The sequence below is a fragment of the Pseudomonas sp. LS-2 genome, assembly GCF_003605735.1.
Lineage (GTDB): Bacteria > Pseudomonadota > Gammaproteobacteria > Pseudomonadales > Pseudomonadaceae > Aquipseudomonas.
This window is the reverse complement of the sequence record NZ_QXTJ01000015.1, coordinates 365612-382265: the sequence shown is the minus strand read 5'-3', so window position 1 is coordinate 382265 and position 16654 is coordinate 365612. Positions and strand designations below refer to the sequence as shown.

At 59.6% G+C, this 16654-nt stretch carries 18 protein-coding genes; 14 read left to right on the top strand and 4 right to left on the bottom strand.

What is annotated here, in order from left to right:
* Nucleotides 1-36 precede the first annotated feature (36 nt).
* Entirely contained in the window at nt 37-588 is a 552-nt protein-coding gene (locus D3M70_RS10060) for an NUDIX hydrolase (protein WP_120125609.1), read from the bottom strand.
* Nucleotides 589-747: 159 nt separating this feature from the next.
* Here D3M70_RS10060 and D3M70_RS10055 point away from each other — a divergent pair, with 159 nt between their 5' ends.
* The 5 genes from D3M70_RS10055 (at nt 748) to purT (ending at nt 3942) form a co-directional block, all read left to right on the top strand.
* The gene (locus D3M70_RS10055; protein WP_120125608.1) at nt 748-1359 is read left to right on the top strand and encodes a CoA pyrophosphatase; all 612 of its coding nucleotides are present in this window, start codon (nt 748-750) and stop codon (nt 1357-1359) included.
* Between the two features lie 70 nt (nt 1360-1429).
* Entirely contained in the window at nt 1430-1954 is a 525-nt protein-coding gene (locus D3M70_RS10050; protein ID WP_120125607.1) for a gamma carbonic anhydrase family protein, read from the top strand.
* Between the two features lie 17 nt (nt 1955-1971).
* On the top strand, nt 1972-2190 hold the full coding sequence (locus tag D3M70_RS10045) for a DUF1289 domain-containing protein (protein ID WP_120125738.1): 219 nt from the start codon (nt 1972-1974) through the stop codon (nt 2188-2190).
* Nucleotides 2190-2657 (top strand): VUT family protein, encoded by a 468-nt coding sequence (locus D3M70_RS10040; RefSeq protein ID WP_120125606.1) that lies wholly within the window; start codon nt 2190-2192, stop codon nt 2655-2657. The genes D3M70_RS10045 and D3M70_RS10040 overlap by 1 nt, the downstream gene beginning before the upstream one ends.
* A 103-nt stretch (nt 2658-2760) precedes the next feature.
* Nucleotides 2761-3942, top strand: coding sequence for a formate-dependent phosphoribosylglycinamide formyltransferase (gene purT / locus D3M70_RS10035; RefSeq protein ID WP_120125605.1), 1182 nt, complete (start codon nt 2761-2763; stop codon nt 3940-3942).
* 154 nt (nt 3943-4096) lie between these two features.
* Here purT and D3M70_RS10030 read toward each other — a convergent pair whose 3' ends face one another.
* From D3M70_RS10030 to D3M70_RS10015, 3 genes are all read right to left on the bottom strand, one after another.
* Complete coding sequence (locus tag D3M70_RS10030; protein ID WP_120125604.1) at nt 4097-5419, bottom strand: MFS transporter; 1323 nt, start codon at nt 5417-5419, stop codon at nt 4097-4099.
* A 302-nt stretch (nt 5420-5721) separates the two neighbouring features.
* Nucleotides 5722-6960, bottom strand: a complete 1239-nt coding sequence (locus D3M70_RS10020) for a CNNM domain-containing protein (RefSeq protein ID WP_120125602.1) — start codon at nt 6958-6960, stop codon at nt 5722-5724.
* A gap of 12 nt (nt 6961-6972) precedes the next feature.
* Nucleotides 6973-7785 carry an inner membrane protein YpjD gene (locus D3M70_RS10015; protein WP_120125601.1) on the bottom strand — a complete coding sequence of 271 codons (813 nt, stop codon included), beginning with the start codon at nt 7783-7785 and terminating at the stop codon, nt 6973-6975.
* A gap of 253 nt (nt 7786-8038) precedes the next feature.
* On the opposite strand from D3M70_RS10015, the gene ffh reads away from it, so the two are divergent.
* The 9 genes from ffh to thrC all read left to right on the top strand — a co-directional run bounded on the left by ffh (nt 8039) and on the right by thrC (nt 16567).
* Nucleotides 8039-9415, top strand: coding sequence for a signal recognition particle protein (gene ffh / locus D3M70_RS10010; RefSeq protein WP_120125600.1), 1377 nt, complete (start codon nt 8039-8041; stop codon nt 9413-9415).
* A 247-nt stretch (nt 9416-9662) separates the two neighbouring features.
* Nucleotides 9663-9914: a 30S ribosomal protein S16 gene (gene rpsP / locus D3M70_RS10005; protein WP_081565778.1), complete on the top strand. Its 252-nt coding sequence runs from the start codon at nt 9663-9665 to the stop codon at nt 9912-9914.
* Nucleotides 9915-9919: 5 nt separating this feature from the next.
* Nucleotides 9920-10456, top strand: coding sequence for a ribosome maturation factor RimM (gene rimM / locus D3M70_RS10000; RefSeq protein ID WP_120125599.1), 537 nt, complete (start codon nt 9920-9922; stop codon nt 10454-10456).
* Nucleotides 10457-10459: 3 nt separating this feature from the next.
* Nucleotides 10460-11212 (top strand): tRNA (guanosine(37)-N1)-methyltransferase TrmD, encoded by a 753-nt coding sequence (trmD, locus tag D3M70_RS09995; RefSeq protein ID WP_120125598.1) that lies wholly within the window; start codon nt 10460-10462, stop codon nt 11210-11212.
* Nucleotides 11213-11255: 43 nt separating this feature from the next.
* The gene (gene rplS / locus D3M70_RS09990; RefSeq protein ID WP_008018567.1) at nt 11256-11606 is read left to right on the top strand and encodes a 50S ribosomal protein L19; all 351 of its coding nucleotides are present in this window, start codon (nt 11256-11258) and stop codon (nt 11604-11606) included.
* Nucleotides 11607-11822: 216 nt separating this feature from the next.
* On the top strand, nt 11823-12719 hold the full coding sequence (gene xerD / locus D3M70_RS09985; RefSeq protein ID WP_120125597.1) for a site-specific tyrosine recombinase XerD: 897 nt from the start codon (nt 11823-11825) through the stop codon (nt 12717-12719).
* Nucleotides 12720-12887: 168 nt separating this feature from the next.
* Entirely contained in the window at nt 12888-13628 is a 741-nt protein-coding gene (gene dsbC, locus D3M70_RS09980) for a bifunctional protein-disulfide isomerase/oxidoreductase DsbC (RefSeq protein WP_120125596.1), read from the top strand.
* A gap of 75 nt (nt 13629-13703) precedes the next feature.
* On the top strand, nt 13704-15008 hold the full coding sequence (locus D3M70_RS09975; protein ID WP_120125595.1) for a homoserine dehydrogenase: 1305 nt from the start codon (nt 13704-13706) through the stop codon (nt 15006-15008).
* Between the two features lie 149 nt (nt 15009-15157).
* On the top strand, nt 15158-16567 hold the full coding sequence (thrC, locus tag D3M70_RS09970; protein WP_120125594.1) for a threonine synthase: 1410 nt from the start codon (nt 15158-15160) through the stop codon (nt 16565-16567).
* Nucleotides 16568-16654: the final 87 nt, after the last annotated feature.

The window sequence follows — 16654 nt, the reverse complement described above, 5'->3', positions numbered from 1 at the left end:
CTGAAGCCCGCGCAGTCACTGCGCGTCGTCATCTGATCAAGTGGTTTTAAGGGGCGGTGAGATAGACAGGCAATCGGTATGAACCGGGAATTCTTGATGCCGCCGGTCGATAAAGAAGCATTCTAGGGTACGTCGGACGGTGTGGAAAGCCAGCTCCGACCAGGGAATGTCGGCTTCGTCGAACAGCTTCACTTCAAGACTTTCGACCCCAGCGGCGAAATCTTCGCTGGCCATGTTGGCACGATAGAAAATATGGACCTGACTGATGTGCGGCACGTCGATCATCGAATACAGATGCAGGTCTTCGAGCACGGCGCAGGCTTCTTCAACCGTCTCCCGGCGCGCGGCCTGTTCGACGCTCTCGCCGTTCTCCATGAAACCTGCCGGCAGCGTCCAGTAGCCCAGGCGCGGTTCGATGGCACGGCGGCACAGCAGCACCTTGCCTTCCCAGACCGGCAACACACCCGCAACGATATTCGGGTTCTGATAGTGAATGGTGTGACAGTGATCGCACACGTAACGCAGGCGACTGTCGCCCTCGGGAATGCGCTGGATGACCTGTTCGCCGCACTGGCTGCAGAATTTCATGATCGAATCGGGTTCCTGTAGTCAGCGGCTATCTTGGCGTGCTGTGCAGGTGATCGGCAAGTGGCGTCTTTGTTTGTAATGTCTGCTCGTCCTGCAAGGGGTTGGGCGCCTTCCATCTTTGGTGCATCATGCCGGGTAGGCAACAGGACGAGAATTCCCATGCTGGACGAGCTACTTCGCCGTATAAGCAGCCACACGCCGGGCACTCTGGAGACGGATGCGCGTTTTCCCGAGGCGGCGGTGCTACTGCCCATCACTCGCAGTGACGAACCCGAACTGGTACTCACGCTACGTGCCAGCAGTCTGTCCACCCATGGTGGCGAAGTGGCGTTTCCCGGCGGGCGACGTGACCCTGAAGACCCCGACCTGGTGTTCACCGCCTTGCGCGAGGCCGAGGAAGAAATCGGTCTGCCCCCTGGCCTCGTCGAAGTCATCGGCCCGCTGAGCCCGTTGATCTCCAAACACGGCATCAAGGTCACGCCTTATGTGGGTGTGATTCCCGATTTCGTCGAGTACCGACCCAACGATGGCGAGATCGCCGCCGTCTTCACCGTTCCTCTGGCTTTTTTTCGACAGGACGCCCGCGAGCATACCCACCGGATCGACTATCAAGGCCGTAGCTGGTACGTGCCCAGTTACCGTTATGGTGAGTACAAGATCTGGGGGCTGACGGCGATCATGATCGTCGAGCTGATGAACGTGCTCTACGACAGCAACATCAGCCTGAATCACCCGCCCAAGCGCTCGATCATCCAGACCCTGAAGTCCTGATCCAACCCTTTCGTCCAACCGTGAGCCCTGCGCTCGACCCACGGCTTTAATGCCATGAGGAAAAAATAATATGAAATACCGTCTGGGGGATTCTCGTGTCGAAGCCCATCCTGAAAGCTGGATCGCACCCACTGCTACCCTGATTGGCAAGGTCAGGCTGCAGGCCAATGCCAGCGTCTGGTTCGGCGCGGTGCTGCGTGGCGATAACGAGCTGATCGACATCGGCGAGAACAGCAATGTGCAGGATGGCACTGTGATGCATACCGACATGGGCTCGCCGCTGACCATCGGCAAGAACGTGACCATTGGTCATAACGTCATGCTGCATGGCTGCACCGTAGACGACAACACGCTGATCGGCATCAATTCGGTGATCCTCAATGGCGCGAAAATCGGCAAATACTGCATCATCGGCGCCAATTCGCTGATCGGTGAGGGCAAGGTGATCCCCGATGGCTCACTGGTGATGGGCTCGCCGGGCAAGATCGTTCGTGAGCTGACCGACGCCCAGAAGAAAATGCTCGAAGCCAGCGCCGCGCATTACGTTCACAATGCACAGCGTTATGCTCGCGATCTCGCCCCGCAGGAAGACTGATGTCCACCGAACTACCGATGCACGTACAACCGCCCCACGAAAAGCCCGTTCGCTCACCCTGCGTGAGCATCTGTGCGCTGGACGACGCCGACATGTGCGTCGGTTGCCAGCGCACTGTGGCGGAAATCACCGGCTGGAGCCGCATGAGTAACGACCAGCGCCGAGCGGTGCTGGTGTTGTGCGATGAGCGGGCGAGGGCCAGCGGGCTGATGTTTTCGGTTCCACGGCCCGTCTGATGCTTTTTCTGCTCGCCTACATCAGCAGCGTCGTGCTGATCAATTATGCGTTTTCCACCGCCCCGGACCTGGACATCATCTGGTCTGCCTGGGGCGGGCTGGTCTTTGTCCTGCGCGACATGGTGCAGACCCGCTTCGGCCACGGCGCCATCGTGGCCATGCTCGCCGCGCTGGTGCTCTCCTACCTGACCAGCGACCCCGCCATCGCTGTGGCCAGCGCGACCGCCTTTGCAGTGTCCGAATGTATCGACTGGCTGGTGTTCTCCATCACCAAACGGCCGTTGCATGACCGGCTCTGGCTGAGTTCTGCGTTGAGCATCCCGGTGGACACCTTCCTGTTCTTCGGCATGATCGGCGCATTGACGCCCGCCGTGGTGGGCACCGCACTGGTATCCAAGTTCGCCGGTGTTACCGCCGTCTGGCTGATCATGGCGTGGCGCATACGCAAGAACGCTTGTCCGGGCTGAGGTCCTATTGGCGTGGTCTTCGTGGTAAATTGCGCGCCTTTCTCCCCTGCGGTTGCTCGCACATGGCGGGCTACCCTCGATATCTGCTCCACGAGGACCTGAGATGACTCAAATCGGAACTCCACTGTCGCCGACCGCGACCCGCGTATTGCTCTGCGGTTGCGGTGAGCTTGGCAAGGAAGTGGTGATCGAACTGCAACGTCTGGGCGTTGAAGTGATTGCCGTCGACCGTTACGCCAACGCTCCGGCCATGCAGGTCGCGCACCGCAGCCATGTCATCAACATGCTCGATGGCGCCGCGCTGCGTGCCGTGATCGAGGCCGAGAAGCCGCATTACATCGTCCCGGAAATCGAAGCCATCGCCACCGCGACGCTGGTGGAGCTCGAGTCCGAGGGGTTCACCGTCATCCCGACCGCCCGCGCCGCGCAACTGACCATGAACCGTGAAGGCATTCGTCGTCTGGCCGCTGAAGAGCTGGACCTGCCGACCTCGCCGTATCACTTCGCCGACACCTTCGAAGACTACAAGAAAGCCGTGGAAGACCTGGGCTTCCCCTGTGTCGTCAAGCCGGTCATGAGCTCCTCGGGCAAAGGTCAGAGCCTGCTGAAAACCGACGCCGACATCCAGAAAGCCTGGGATTACGCGCAGGAAGGCGGTCGTGCCGGCAAGGGCCGCGTGATCATCGAAGGCTTCATCGACTTCGATTACGAAATTACCCTGCTGACCGTACGTCACGTCGGCGGCACCACGTTCTGCGCACCTGTCGGCCACCGTCAGGAGAAGGGCGACTATCAGGAGTCCTGGCAGCCTCAGGCGATGAGCCCGGTGGCGTTGGCAGAATCCGAGCGCGTTGCCAAGGCCGTGACCGAAGCGCTGGGCGGGCGTGGCCTGTTCGGCGTCGAGCTGTTCATCAAGGGCGATCAGGTGTGGTTCAGCGAAGTATCGCCGCGTCCCCACGACACGGGTTTGGTGACCCTGATTTCTCAGGACCTGTCGCAGTTCGCGCTGCACGCTCGCGCCATCCTTGGCTTGCCGATTCCGTTGATCCGTCAGTTCGGCCCCTCGGCGTCGGCGGTGATTCTGGTGGAAGGCAAGTCGACCCAGACCGCATTCGCCAATCTGGAACAGGCTCTTGGCGAGCCGGACACCGCGCTGCGCCTGTTCGGCAAGCCAGAAGTCAACGGCCAGCGTCGCATGGGTGTGGCGCTTGCGCGTGACGAGTCGATTGAAGCCGCTCGCAGCAAGGCGATGCGTTCTTCGATGGCGGTTAAAGTCCAGCTGTAACCTGTCCTGCAATAAAAAAACGGCGCCTCAGGGGCGCCGTTTTTTGTTGCGGGGGGCAATAGGAGCGTGCTTGCCCGCGATTGCGGTGGGTCAGCACCCCATTTGTACCTGACACACCGCAATTGCGGGCAAGCATGCTCCTACACGTCAGGCATTACCTGATCGTATCCAGATCCGCATGCCGCGTTTCTTTCAGGCACAGCACCGCGATCAGGCTGATCAGCGCTGCCACCGACACATAACCGCCCACCCAACTCAGGCCACCCATCTCTACCAGTTTCTGTGCGAAGAACGGCGCAACCGACGCACCGACGATACCGCCGATGTTGTAGGCCGCTGACGCGCCGGTGTAACGCACGCGTGTAGGAAACAGTTCGGGCAGCAGGGCGCCCATGGGTGCGAATGTCACGCCCATCAGGAACAACTCGATGGACAGAAACAGGGCGACCGCCCACGTCGTGCCATGGGTCAGCAACGGTTCCATCAGGAAGCCCGACAGAATCGCCAGCACGCCACCGATGATCAGCACTGGCTTGCGGCCGAAACGGTCGCTCGCCCAGGCGGAAAGTGGGGTCGCCAAGGCCATGAACAGCACGGCGAAACACAGCATCGCAAGGAACGATTCGCGGGTGTAGCCCAGCGATTTGACTCCGTAGCTCAGCGAGAACACGGTCGAGATGTAGAACAGCGCATAGCACACCACCATCGACGCCGCGCCCAGCAGCATGGGTGCCCAGTACTGAGAAAACAGCTCGGCGATCGGCATTTTCAGGCGTTCGTGGCGGGCGATGGCCTTGGCGAAGATCGGTGTTTCTTCCAGCTTCAGACGTACATAAAGGCCGATCACGACCAATACAGCGCTGAGCAGGAACGGAATCCGCCAGCCCCAAGAGCGGAACTGCTCGTCAGTCAGGGTCATTGCCAGCGTCAGAAACAGGCCGTTAGCTGCGAGGAAACCAATCGAAGGGCCAAGCTGCGGGAACATGCCGAACCAGGCGCGTTTGCCCTTGGGAGCATTTTCGGTCGCCAGCAGCGCCGCGCCACCCCATTCGCCACCCAGCCCCAGGCCCTGACCGAAGCGCAGCACGCAGAGCAAGATGGGCGCCCATGAGCCAATGGCGTCATACCCCGGCAGCACGCCGATCAGCGTGGTGCAGATGCCCATCAGCAGCAGGGAAGCCACGAGTGTCGATTTGCGGCCGATACGATCACCAAAGTGACCGAACAATGCCGAACCTATCGGCCGGGCCAGAAAAGCGATACCGAATGTCAGAAACGCCGACAGCATCTGTGCGGTGCTGGAGGTCTGCGGAAAGAACACCGGCCCGATCACCAGCGCGGCGGCCGTGGCGTAGACGTAGAAGTCATAGAACTCGATGGCGGTGCCGATGAAGCTGGCGGTGGCGACACGGGCAGCGGAGTTGGCGGGACGTGCCTGGCGCTCGTCGCTCGGTTGATAGGCGGAAGTAGTGGTCATGCGGGTATCCCTGGCAGTCATCTTGCCTGTCAGCAGGGCGCGAAACATCGTACGCGTGCTGGGGCAATCGTTAATTATTTTGGGTACAGCGCTGATCAGACTAGCCCGGATGCGGGAGCAAGCGTTTGGCAGGGCTCGGGATGGGAGCGGCGCCAGGATGTCGCGTGAAGACGTCAGGCTGAGTGACTGGCCGGATCGCGCTGAGTGCGGGTAGCACGCGGATCGGCGGGGCTGGGTAAGCGGTTCGATTATAGGAAGGGCGCCAGCGTGGAAACAAGTGTTTCAAACACGCTGAATGCGCATTAAATGACGTCTTTGGTTCTTGTGTTCTGCCACATCAGGACTCGAGTGACGCGATTGTCCTCGGTTTCCAGCGTTTCCAGGCGATAGGGCCCGATCTTCAGGCATACCGAACTGTCGGGGATGGTCTCCAGCGCTTCGGTGATCAGGCCGTTCAGCGTCTTGGGGCCATCGGCTGGCAGATGCCAGCCCAGGCTTTTGTTCAGGTCGCGAATGGAGGCCGCACCTTCGATCACCAGGCGCCCGTCTGGCTGTGGGTGGATGTGCGGATTATCCAGAGACTGCTCACTTTCGAACTCGCCGACGATCTCTTCGAGAATGTCTTCGAGGCTGACGATACCCAGCACTTCGCCGTATTCGTCCACCACCACGCCCATGCGACGTTGCTGCTTGTGGAAGTTGAGCAACTGCATCTGCAGCGGCGTGCTTTCCGGCACGAAGTAGGGTTCGTAGCACGCGGCTTTCAACGTTTCCTTGGTCAGTTCTCCCCGTGGCAGCAGGTGGCTGATCATGCGGGTGTTGAGTACGCCTTCGACCTGATTGATATCGTTGTGATAGACCGGCAGGCGCGTATGGCGCGAGATGATCAGCTTGTCGGTGATTTCCTCGATGGTGTCGTCAAGGTTGATACCGTCCACTTCGCTGCGCGGCACCAGAATGTCGTTGACGCTCATGCTGTCCAGCGCATGAATCCCGGAAATGATGTGCGCGCGGCCGAAGTGGCTTTCGTTGTCCTGATAGACCGTAGCGCCCATGTCGTCGTCATCGTCGGTGGTGTCGGGACGGCGCCTGGACAGGAACGGCCGCAACAGCAGCTTGGCGACGTTCTTGTAAATCCAGGTCAGTGGGCGCAGCAGGCGGATGGGAATCCGCAGCACATTGTTGCCCAGCAGCAGAATTGCTTCGGGGCGGCGAGCGGCAAGCTTGCGCGGAATGAACTCGGTGATGATCACCAGTCCACTCGCTACCGCGATCCAGGCGATCAAAGGACCGTGGAAATACCAATGGGCTATCGCGAGCAGCGTCGCGAGGATCGTGATCAGCGTCTTGAGCAGGGTGTTGCCGAGGATCAGGCTGTTGAGGTTGAACGCCAGCGTCGGTTTTGGCGGCTCGGTCGAGCGCGGGTTGACGCGTGCGGCACGCAAGTTGTGGTGGGCCGCTTCGACCGCCGTAAACAGCGCTGACCACGGCGTGAGCAGGGCCAGGAGCGCGAGCATCGTGCCGGTGGGCAAGTTATCCATGATCAGCGCCCGTCAGATGTGCAGGATATATTCGCGAACGAGTTTGCTGCCGAAGTAGGCCAGCATCAGCAGCAGGAATCCACCCAGTGTCCAGCGGATGGCCTTGTGGCCACGCCAACCCAGACGCGTGCGCCCCCACAGCAATACGCTGAAGACGATCCAGGCAAGGATCGACAGCAAGGTCTTGTGCACCAGATGCTGGGCGAACAGATTCTCAACGAACAGCCACCCGGAAATCAGCGACATCGACAGCAGCGTCCAGCCGGCCCAGAGGAAGCCGAACAGCAGGCTTTCCATGGTTTGCAGCGGCGGGAAGTTGCGGATCAGGCCGGAGGGGTGCTTGTTTTTCAACTGATGATTCTGCAGCAACAGCAGTAAGGCCTGGAACACGGCGATGGTGAACATGCCGTAGGCCAGGATCGACAGCAGAATGTGCCCGATCAGACCGGGTTCGGCCTCAATCGGCTGCAGCGTGCCCACGGGTGCGAACTGCGCCATCAGGGTGGTCAGCAGGCCCAGCGGGAACAGCAGGATGAGCAGGATCTCCACCGGAATGCGAATGCAGGCCAGCATCGTCACGATAATGACGGCGACGGCGATCAGGCTGGCGGCGCTGAAGAAGTCCAGGCCCAGACCGATGGGGCGCACCAGTTGGCCGAAAAGCGCACTGGCCTGGCAGGCGACAGCAAGGGTGCCGATCAGGCACAGCAGCCATTTATCGGCTTTTTTGCCCTGACGCAGGCGGATGCCTTGATAGAGAGTCGCAGCGGCGTAGAGGACGGCGGCGGCGAGGCTGAATAGCAAACTCGGTGACAAGGGGAACATAGATCCTGAAGGGCGTGCCCGAAAGCCGCTGAGTTTGGCATAGAACCGACAGTGCACGAAAGACCACAGAAGCAGACGTCATGGTGTCCGTGCGCAAGACTCTTCGCTATAATCCGCGACCTGCTCAAGCCACAGGCTCGCCGAGCGCTGCTCCCTCTTTATATACGCATCGTTTTCAACCGGTGCCCGGGGGCAGAGCCGTCATGGGCCGGGCCGCATCAACCGGGGTTCAGACGAACCTAAAGGATCGCGCATGTTTGAAAATCTGACAGATCGTCTCTCGCAGACGCTGCGCCAGGTCACCGGCAAAGCCAAGCTGACCGAGGACAACATCAAGGACACGCTGCGTGAAGTGCGTATGGCTCTGCTCGAAGCCGACGTCGCCTTGCCGGTCGTCAAAGACTTCGTCAATCGCATCAAGGAACGCGCTGTCGGCACCGAGGTGTCGCGCAGCCTGACCCCGGGCCAGGCGTTCGTGAAGATCGTCCAGGCCGAGCTGGAAGAGATGATGGGGGCGGCCAACGAAGAGCTGACCCTCAACGTTGCGCCACCGGCGGTCATCCTGATGGCGGGTCTGCAAGGTGCGGGTAAGACCACCACCGCAGGCAAGCTGGCGAAATTCCTCAAGGAACGCAAAAAGAAAACCGTGATGGTGGTGTCTGCCGACGTCTACCGTCCTGCGGCGATCAAGCAGCTCGAAACGCTGGCCAATGACATCGGCGTGACGTTCTTCCCGTCCGATATCAGCCAGAAGCCGGTAGCCATCGCCGAAGCGGCTATCAAGGAAGCAAAACTCAAGTTCATCGACGTCGTTATCCTCGACACCGCCGGCCGTCTGCACATCGACGCCGAGATGATGGGCGAGATTCAGGCGCTGCACGCGGCGGTCAAGCCGGCTGAAACCCTGTTCGTGGTCGATGCCATGACCGGTCAGGACGCGGCCAACACCGCCAAGGCGTTCGGCGATGCGTTGCCACTGACTGGCGTGATCCTGACCAAGGTCGACGGTGACGCCCGTGGTGGTGCTGCGCTGTCGGTCCGCGCCATTACCGGCAAGCCGATCAAGTTCATCGGTATGGGTGAGAAGAGCGAGGCGCTGGAGCCGTTCCATCCGGACCGTATCGCGTCGCGCATCCTTGGCATGGGCGACGTTCTCAGTCTGATCGAACAGGCCGAGCAGACCCTCGACAAGGAAAAGGCCGACAAGCTGGCCAAAAAGCTGAAGAAGGGCAAGGGCTTCGACCTCGAAGACTTCCGCGATCAGCTGCAACAGATGAAAAGCATGGGCGGCCTTGGCGGGCTCATGGACAAACTGCCGACCATGGGCGGCGTGAACCTGTCGCAGATGGGTAATGCCCAGACGGCGGCCGAGAAGCAATTCAAGCAGATGGAAGCCATCATCAACTCGATGACCCCGGCCGAACGTCGCGACCCTGACTTGATCAGCGGTTCGCGCAAGCGCCGTATCGCCATGGGTTCCGGTACCCAGGTGCAGGACATCGGGCGTCTGATCAAGCAGCACAAACAGATGCAGAAGATGATGAAGAAATTCTCCACCAAGGGCGGCATGGCAAAAATGATGCGCGGCATGGGTGGAATGTTGCCAGGCGGCGGCATGCCAAGAATGTGATTTGCACCGCGCGGGAGGATCTCCCGCGCGTCCTTCTTTGGGACATACGTCCCACTGGCCTGCTCGCGCAGGCGCCTAACTTGCCGTTGTTGACGACGGCTCCATGGCAAATCTTGATGGCCTGACGGCGTGCGCCGGAAAAAGTCATTTGCAAACGTCCGGATATTCCTTAGAATATGCGGCCTTTCGGGCACCCGTGCCCGCGATGCATCTTAGATTTGCAGCTCCGACTACAGGAAATTGTTCAATGCTAACAATCCGTCTTGCCCTTGGCGGCTCCAAAAAGCGCCCGTTCTACCACCTGACTGTGACCGACAGCCGTAACCCACGCGACGGTTCGCACAAGGAACAAATCGGTTTCTTCAACCCGGTTGCCCGTGGTCAGGAAATCCGTCTGTCCGTGAACCAAGAGCGTCTGGCCCACTGGCTGAGCGTTGGTGCACAACCTTCTGAGCGTGTTGCTTCGCTGCTGAAGGAATCTGCTAAGGCTGCGGCCTGAGCAATATGAACGCGACGCCAGTTGTTGCCGATGATTTGATCGTTATTGGCAAAATCTATTCTGTTCATGGCGTTCGCGGCGAAGTGAAGGTGTATTCCTTTACTGATCCGACTGAAAACCTGTTGCAGTACAAAACCTGGACGCTCAAGCGCGAAGGCAGCGTGAAGCAGGTTGAGCTGGTCAGCGGACGCGGGAGCGATAAGTTCCTGGTCGCGAAGCTCAAGGGTCTTGATGATCGTGAAGAAGCTCGTCTTCTGGCCGGTTATGAGATCTGCGTGCCGCGCAACGTGTTCCCTGAACTGACCGACGGCGAGTACTACTGGTACCAGCTTGTGGGTTTGAAGGTCGTCGACCACCTTGGGCAATTGCTCGGGAAGATCGATCATCTTCTGGAAACCGGCTCGAACGATGTAATGGTGGTCAAGCCCTGCGCAGGCAGTCTGGATGATCGCGAACGCCTGTTGCCCTATACGGAGCAATGCGTGTTGGCCGTCGATCTGGTTGCAGGCGAGATGAAGGTGGATTGGGACGCGGATTTCTAAGCGATGGCTAGCCTGCGCATAGAAGTCATCAGTCTGTTTCCCGAGATGTTTTCCGCCATCAGCGAATACGGCATTACCGGCCGTGCGGTAAAACAAGGGCTGTTGCAGCTTACTTGTTGGAATCCGCGGGACTACACCACGGATCGACATCACACCGTGGACGATCGCCCGTTTGGCGGTGGCCCTGGCATGGTGATGAAGATCAAGCCCCTGGAAGACGCTCTGGTTCAGGCCAGGCAAGCTGCCGGGGATGCGGCGAAGGTAATTTACCTGTCGCCACAAGGCCGCAAGCTGGATCAGTCTGCGGTGCGCGAGTTGGCGCAGGAAGAAGCACTTATCCTGATTGCCGGTCGTTATGAAGGCATCGACGAGCGTTTTATTGATGCTCATGTCGATGAAGAGTGGTCGATTGGAGACTATGTGTTGTCGGGCGGTGAGTTGCCCGCCATGGTCCTGATAGATGCGGTTACGCGACTGCTGCCTGGAGCTTTAGGGCATGTGGATTCCGCGGAGGAAGATTCCTTCACGGATGGTCTGCTGGATTGCCCGCACTACACCCGACCGGAGGTGTATGCGGATCAGCGTGTTCCCGACGTATTGCTAAGTGGCAATCACGCACACATCCGGCGTTGGCGTTTACAGCAGTCCCTTGGGCGGACCTATGAACGACGCGCCGATCTTCTGGAAAGCCGCTCGCTTTCTGGAGAAGAGAAGAAGCTGCTGGCGGAATACCTCCGCGAGCGGGACGATAGTTAACGTATCGATGGTAAATCCGATTGATTTACCTTAGGAGCACAGCATGACTAACAAAATCATCCTTGCACTCGAAGCAGAGCAGATGACCAAAGAGATCCCTCCCTTTGCCCCGGGCGACACCATTGTCGTTCAGGTGAAAGTGAAGGAAGGCGACCGTTCGCGTCTGCAAGCGTTCGAAGGCGTTGTTATCGCCAAGCGTAACCGTGGTGTGAACAGTGCTTTCACTGTTCGTAAAATCTCCAACGGTGTTGGCGTTGAGCGTACTTTCCAGACCTACAGCCCGCAAATCGACAGCATGGCTGTGAAACGTCGCGGTGACGTTCGCAAGGCCAAGCTGTACTACCTGCGTGACCTGTCCGGTAAAGCAGCTCGCATCAAGGAAAAACTGGTTTAATTCCAGGCTTCCGATGCAGAAAAAAGCAGCCTACGGGCTGCTTTTTTGTTGTCTGCGATTTATGCAGCGGCCGATGTTCATAGCCTGTAGCCGTCCGGCTTGCCGGCGCAGGCGTGCGCGAAATCGCCACCGTCGGCAAGCCGGACTGCTACAGGGGACAAGGCCCGAGCTGTAAGATGTGCATCGTATTCAATCCGCGAAGGAACACAGGTTCACATGCCCGCTCTTGACCACCCCATGATTGACCGCTTCCTCGACGCTTTGTGGCTGGAGAAAGGCCTCTCGGACAACACCCGCGATGCTTACCGCAGCGACCTGGCGCTGTTCAACGGCTGGCTGCAGGAGAGGGGGATTGACCTGATGAGTGTCGGGCGCGGGGCTATCTTCGATCACTTGGCCTGGCGGGTGGACAACGGCTACAAGGCGAGGTCCAGCGCACGATTCCTGTCCGGCGTGCGGGGCTTCTATCGTTATCTGTTGCGCGAGAAGCTGATCGCGGTCGACCCCACTTTGCAGGTTGACATGCCGCAACTGGGCAAACCGCTGCCCAAATCACTGTCCGAGGCAGACGTCGAGGCATTGCTCGCAGCGCCCGACTTGAGCGAAGCCATCGGTCAGCGTGATCGCGCCATGCTGGAAGTGCTGTATGCCTGCGGCCTGCGCGTGACCGAACTGGTCAGCTTGACGCTGGAGCAAGTCAATTTACGCCAGGGCGTGTTGCGGATCATGGGCAAGGGCAGCAAGGAGCGGCTGGTGCCCATGGGAGAAGAGGCCATTGTCTGGGTGGAGCGCTACTTGCGCGACGCTCGTCAGGAAATCCTCGCTGGCCGGCCCAGTGACGTGCTTTTCCCCAGTCTGCGCGGCGAGCAGATGACCCGACAGACCTTCTGGCACCGGATCAAGCTTCAGGCCAAAGTTGCGGGTATCGGCAAATCCCTGTCGCCGCACACCTTGCGCCATGCCTTCGCCACGCACTTGCTCAACCATGGCGCCGACCTTCGTGTGGTGCAGATGTTGCTGGGCCACAGCGACCTGTCCACCACGCAGATCTATACCCATGTCGCGCGTGCCCGGTTGCAGGATCTGCACGCCAGACATCACCCACGCGGGTAAGTCATCACCGGGAATTTACGACGAGTCTTACATCAGTCGGCGTCGGACTCGCGGGCCTTATGTGATAGGCTTTGCCGGTTTCGCAGATCGGCGTTTCGAAAAATCCCCGGTACGTTCGCGTCCGCTGTTTTCAATCCCGCCCATCTGCCCACCGCTCGAGGAGTTTTCATGCGCGTGACTCGTATTATCGGTGCTGCCGTTGTAGCGCTGGCCAGCACTTTCAGCCTGTTCGCCCACGCCGACGAAGCGTCCGACAAGGCCATCCGCAAGACCCTGGAATCGCTGAATCTGGAGATTCCGGTCGAGAGCATTTCCAGCAGCCCCCTCAACGGCCTGTACGAAGTCAATCTGAAAGGCGGTCGTGTGCTCTACGCCAGCGCCGACGGCCAGTTCGTGATGCAGGGCAATCTGTATCAGATTCAAGGCGGCAAACCGGTCAACCTCACCGAGAAGGTCGAGCGCCAGGCCATCTCCAAAACCATCAATGGCATTCCCGCCGCAGAAATGGTCGTGTACCCGGCCATTGGCGAGACCAAGTCCCACATCACCGTCTTCACCGACACCACCTGCCCGTACTGCCACAAACTGCATGGCGAAGTACCGGAGCTGAACAAGCGTGGCATCGAGGTGCGTTACGTGGCCTTCCCGCGTCAGGGCCTGGGCTCGCCGGGTGACGAACAACTGCAGGCTGTGTGGTGTTCCAAGGATCGCCGCGGTGCCATGGATCGCATGGTCGACGGCAAGAACATCGAAGCGCCGAAATGCGACAACCCGGTCACCCGACAATTCGAGATCGGCCAGTCGATCGGTGTGAACGGCACACCGGCCATCGTGTTGGCCGACGGTCAGCTGATTCCGGGCTATCAGCCGGCACCGCAAGTCGCCAAACTGGCACTCAGCGCCAAGTAATCAACAGCGAGCCGCAATTCACTGCGGTTGTTTTCACGGCCGGCCTCGCGTCGGCCGTTTTATGGGGAGTTCATAGTGAAACCGGTCAAAGTAGGCATCTGTGGGCTGGGTACTGTCGGTGGCGGTACCTTCAATGTGCTAAAGCGTAACGCCGAAGAAATTGCCCGCCGCGCCGGGCGTGGAATCGAAGTCGCGCAAATTGCCGTGCGTACGCCAAACCCCAATTGCCAGATTACCGGTACCCCGACCACTACCGACGTTTTCGACGTGGCGAGCAACCCTGAGATCGAGATCGTCATCGAATTGATCGGTGGCTACACCATTGCCCGTGAACTGGTGCTCAAGGCCATCGAGAACGGCAAGCACGTAGTGACTGCCAACAAGGCGTTGATCGCCGTTCATGGCAACGAAATTTTCGCCAAGGCTCGCGAGAAGGGCGTCATCGTGGCGTTCGAGGCTGCGGTTGCAGGCGGTATCCCGGTGATCAAGGCGATCCGCGAGGGCCTCTCCGCCAACCGCATCAACTGGGTGGCCGGCATCATCAACGGCACCGGCAACTTCATTCTGACCGAGATGCGCGAGAAGGGCCGTACTTTCCCGGACGTTCTGGCCGAAGCCCAGGCGCTGGGTTACGCAGAAGCGGATCCGACCTTCGACGTCGAAGGCATCGACGCTGCGCACAAGCTGACCATTCTGGCGTCGATCGCCTTCGGTATTCCGCTGCAGTTCGACAAGGCCTACACCGAGGGCATCACCAAACTGACCACCGCCGACGTCAATTACGCCGAAGCGCTGGGCTACCGCATCAAACACCTGGGCGTTGCTCGCAGCACTCCGGCCGGTATCGAGTTGCGCGTGCATCCGACCCTGATCCCTGCCGACCGCCTGATCGCCAACGTCAACGGTGTGATGAACGCTGTGATGGTCAATGGTGACGCTGCCGGTTCGACCCTGTTCTACGGCGCCGGTGCTGGCATGGAACCAACCGCTTCGTCCGTCGTGGCCGATCTGGTCGACGTGGTTCGTGCGTTGACCACCGACCCGGAAAATCGCGTCCCGCACCTGGCGTTCCAGCCGGACTCGTTGTCGGCCCATCCGATCCTGCCGATCGAGGCGTGCGAAAGCGCTTACTACCTGCGGATTCAGGCCAAGGATCACCCAGGCGTGCTGGCACAGGTGGCAAGCATCCTGTCCGAGCGTGGAATCAACATCGAATCGATCATGCAGAAGGAAGTCGAGGAACAGGACGGTCTGGTACCGATGATCCTGTTGACCCATCGCGTGGTCGAGCAGCGCATGAATGACGCCATCCAGGCGCTTGAAGCGTTGCAGGACGTGGCTGGGCCGGTCGTTCGCATCCGCGTCGAACACCTCAACTAAATTGAAGCAGCGGCAAGCTTTGAGCGACAAGCCGCACGCACAATCAAACAGCGGCGCGCTTCACACTGCCGGCGGCTGGTAAGAGCAGGTTTGCTTTTATCCATCGCTTGCAGCTCGAAGCTCGCAGCTCAAACCGAAGGTTTGAAGACATGCGCTATATCAGTACCCGTGGCCAGGCACCGGCCCTGAATTTCGAAGACGTGCTGCTCGCCGGACTCGCCAGCGATGGCGGCCTTTACGTGCCTGAAAACCTGCCTCGTTTCACTCAGGAAGAGATCGCTTCCTGGGCAGGTTTGCCCTACCACGAACTCGCATTCCGCGTGATGCGTCCGTTCGTTACCGGCAGCATTCCGGACGCCGATTTCAAGAAGATCCTGGAAGAAACCTACGGTGTGTTCGCCCACAGCGCAGTGGCTCCGCTGCGTCAGCTGAACGGCAATGAATGGGTGATGGAACTGTTCCATGGCCCGACGCTGGCGTTCAAGGACTTCGCCCTGCAACTGCTCGGTCGTCTGCTGGATTACGTGCTGGAAAAACGCGGCGAGCGCGTGGTGATCATCGGCGCGACATCCGGCGATACCGGCTCTGCGGCGATTGAAGGCTGCCGTCGTTGCGATAACGTCGACATCTTCATCCTGCACCCGAACAATCGCGTGTCGGACGTTCAACGCCGCCAGATGACCACGATCTTCGGTGACAACATCCACAACATCGCCATCGAAGGCAACTTCGACGACTGCCAGGAAATGGTCAAGAACAGTTTCGCTGACCAGAGCTTCCTCAAGGGCACTCGCCTGGTGGCTGTGAACTCGATCAACTGGGCGCGGATCATGGCCCAGATCGTTTACTACTTCCATGCGGCACTGCAACTGGGTGGTCCTGCGCGTTCGGTGGCGTTCTCGGTGCCGACCGGCAACTTCGGCGATATCTTCGCCGGTTACCTGGCCCGCAACATGGGCCTGCCGATCAGCCAGCTGGTTGTCGCCACCAACCGCAACGACATCCTGCACCGTTTCATGAGCGGCAATCAGTACGTCAAGGAAACCCTGCACGCCACGCTGTCGCCATCGATGGACATCATGGTGTCGTCGAACTTCGAGCGACTGTTGTTCGACATGCACGGGCGCAATGGCGCGGCCATCGCAGCCCTGATGGACAGCTTCAAGCAAGGCGGTGGTTTCAGCGTCGAGGATGACCGCTGGACAGAAACCCGCAAGCTGTTCGACTCGCTGGCCGTCAGCGATGAACAGACCTGCGAGACCATCGCGCAAGTGTTCGCCAGCACCGGCGAGTTGCTCGACCCGCACACCGCCATCGGCGTGAAGGCAGCGCGTGATTGCCGTCGCAGTCTGGATACTCCGATGGTGATCCTGGGCACTGCACATCCGGTTAAATTCCCGGAGGCCGTACAGAAAGCCGGTGTAGGAAAAGCGCTCGAGCTGCCTGCACATTTGTCTGATTTGTTCGAGCGCGACGAGCGTTGCACCGTCCTGCCCAACGACCTCAAAGCCATGCAGGCCTTTGTCAGCCAGCATGGCAACCGGGGCAAACCGCTGTAACGGTCTCTCCGTGTAACAACTTCAGGCCCGCCCACCAGCGGGCCTTCTTGTTTTTGCGTGCCACACTTGCGGGGTATTTTCGAATTC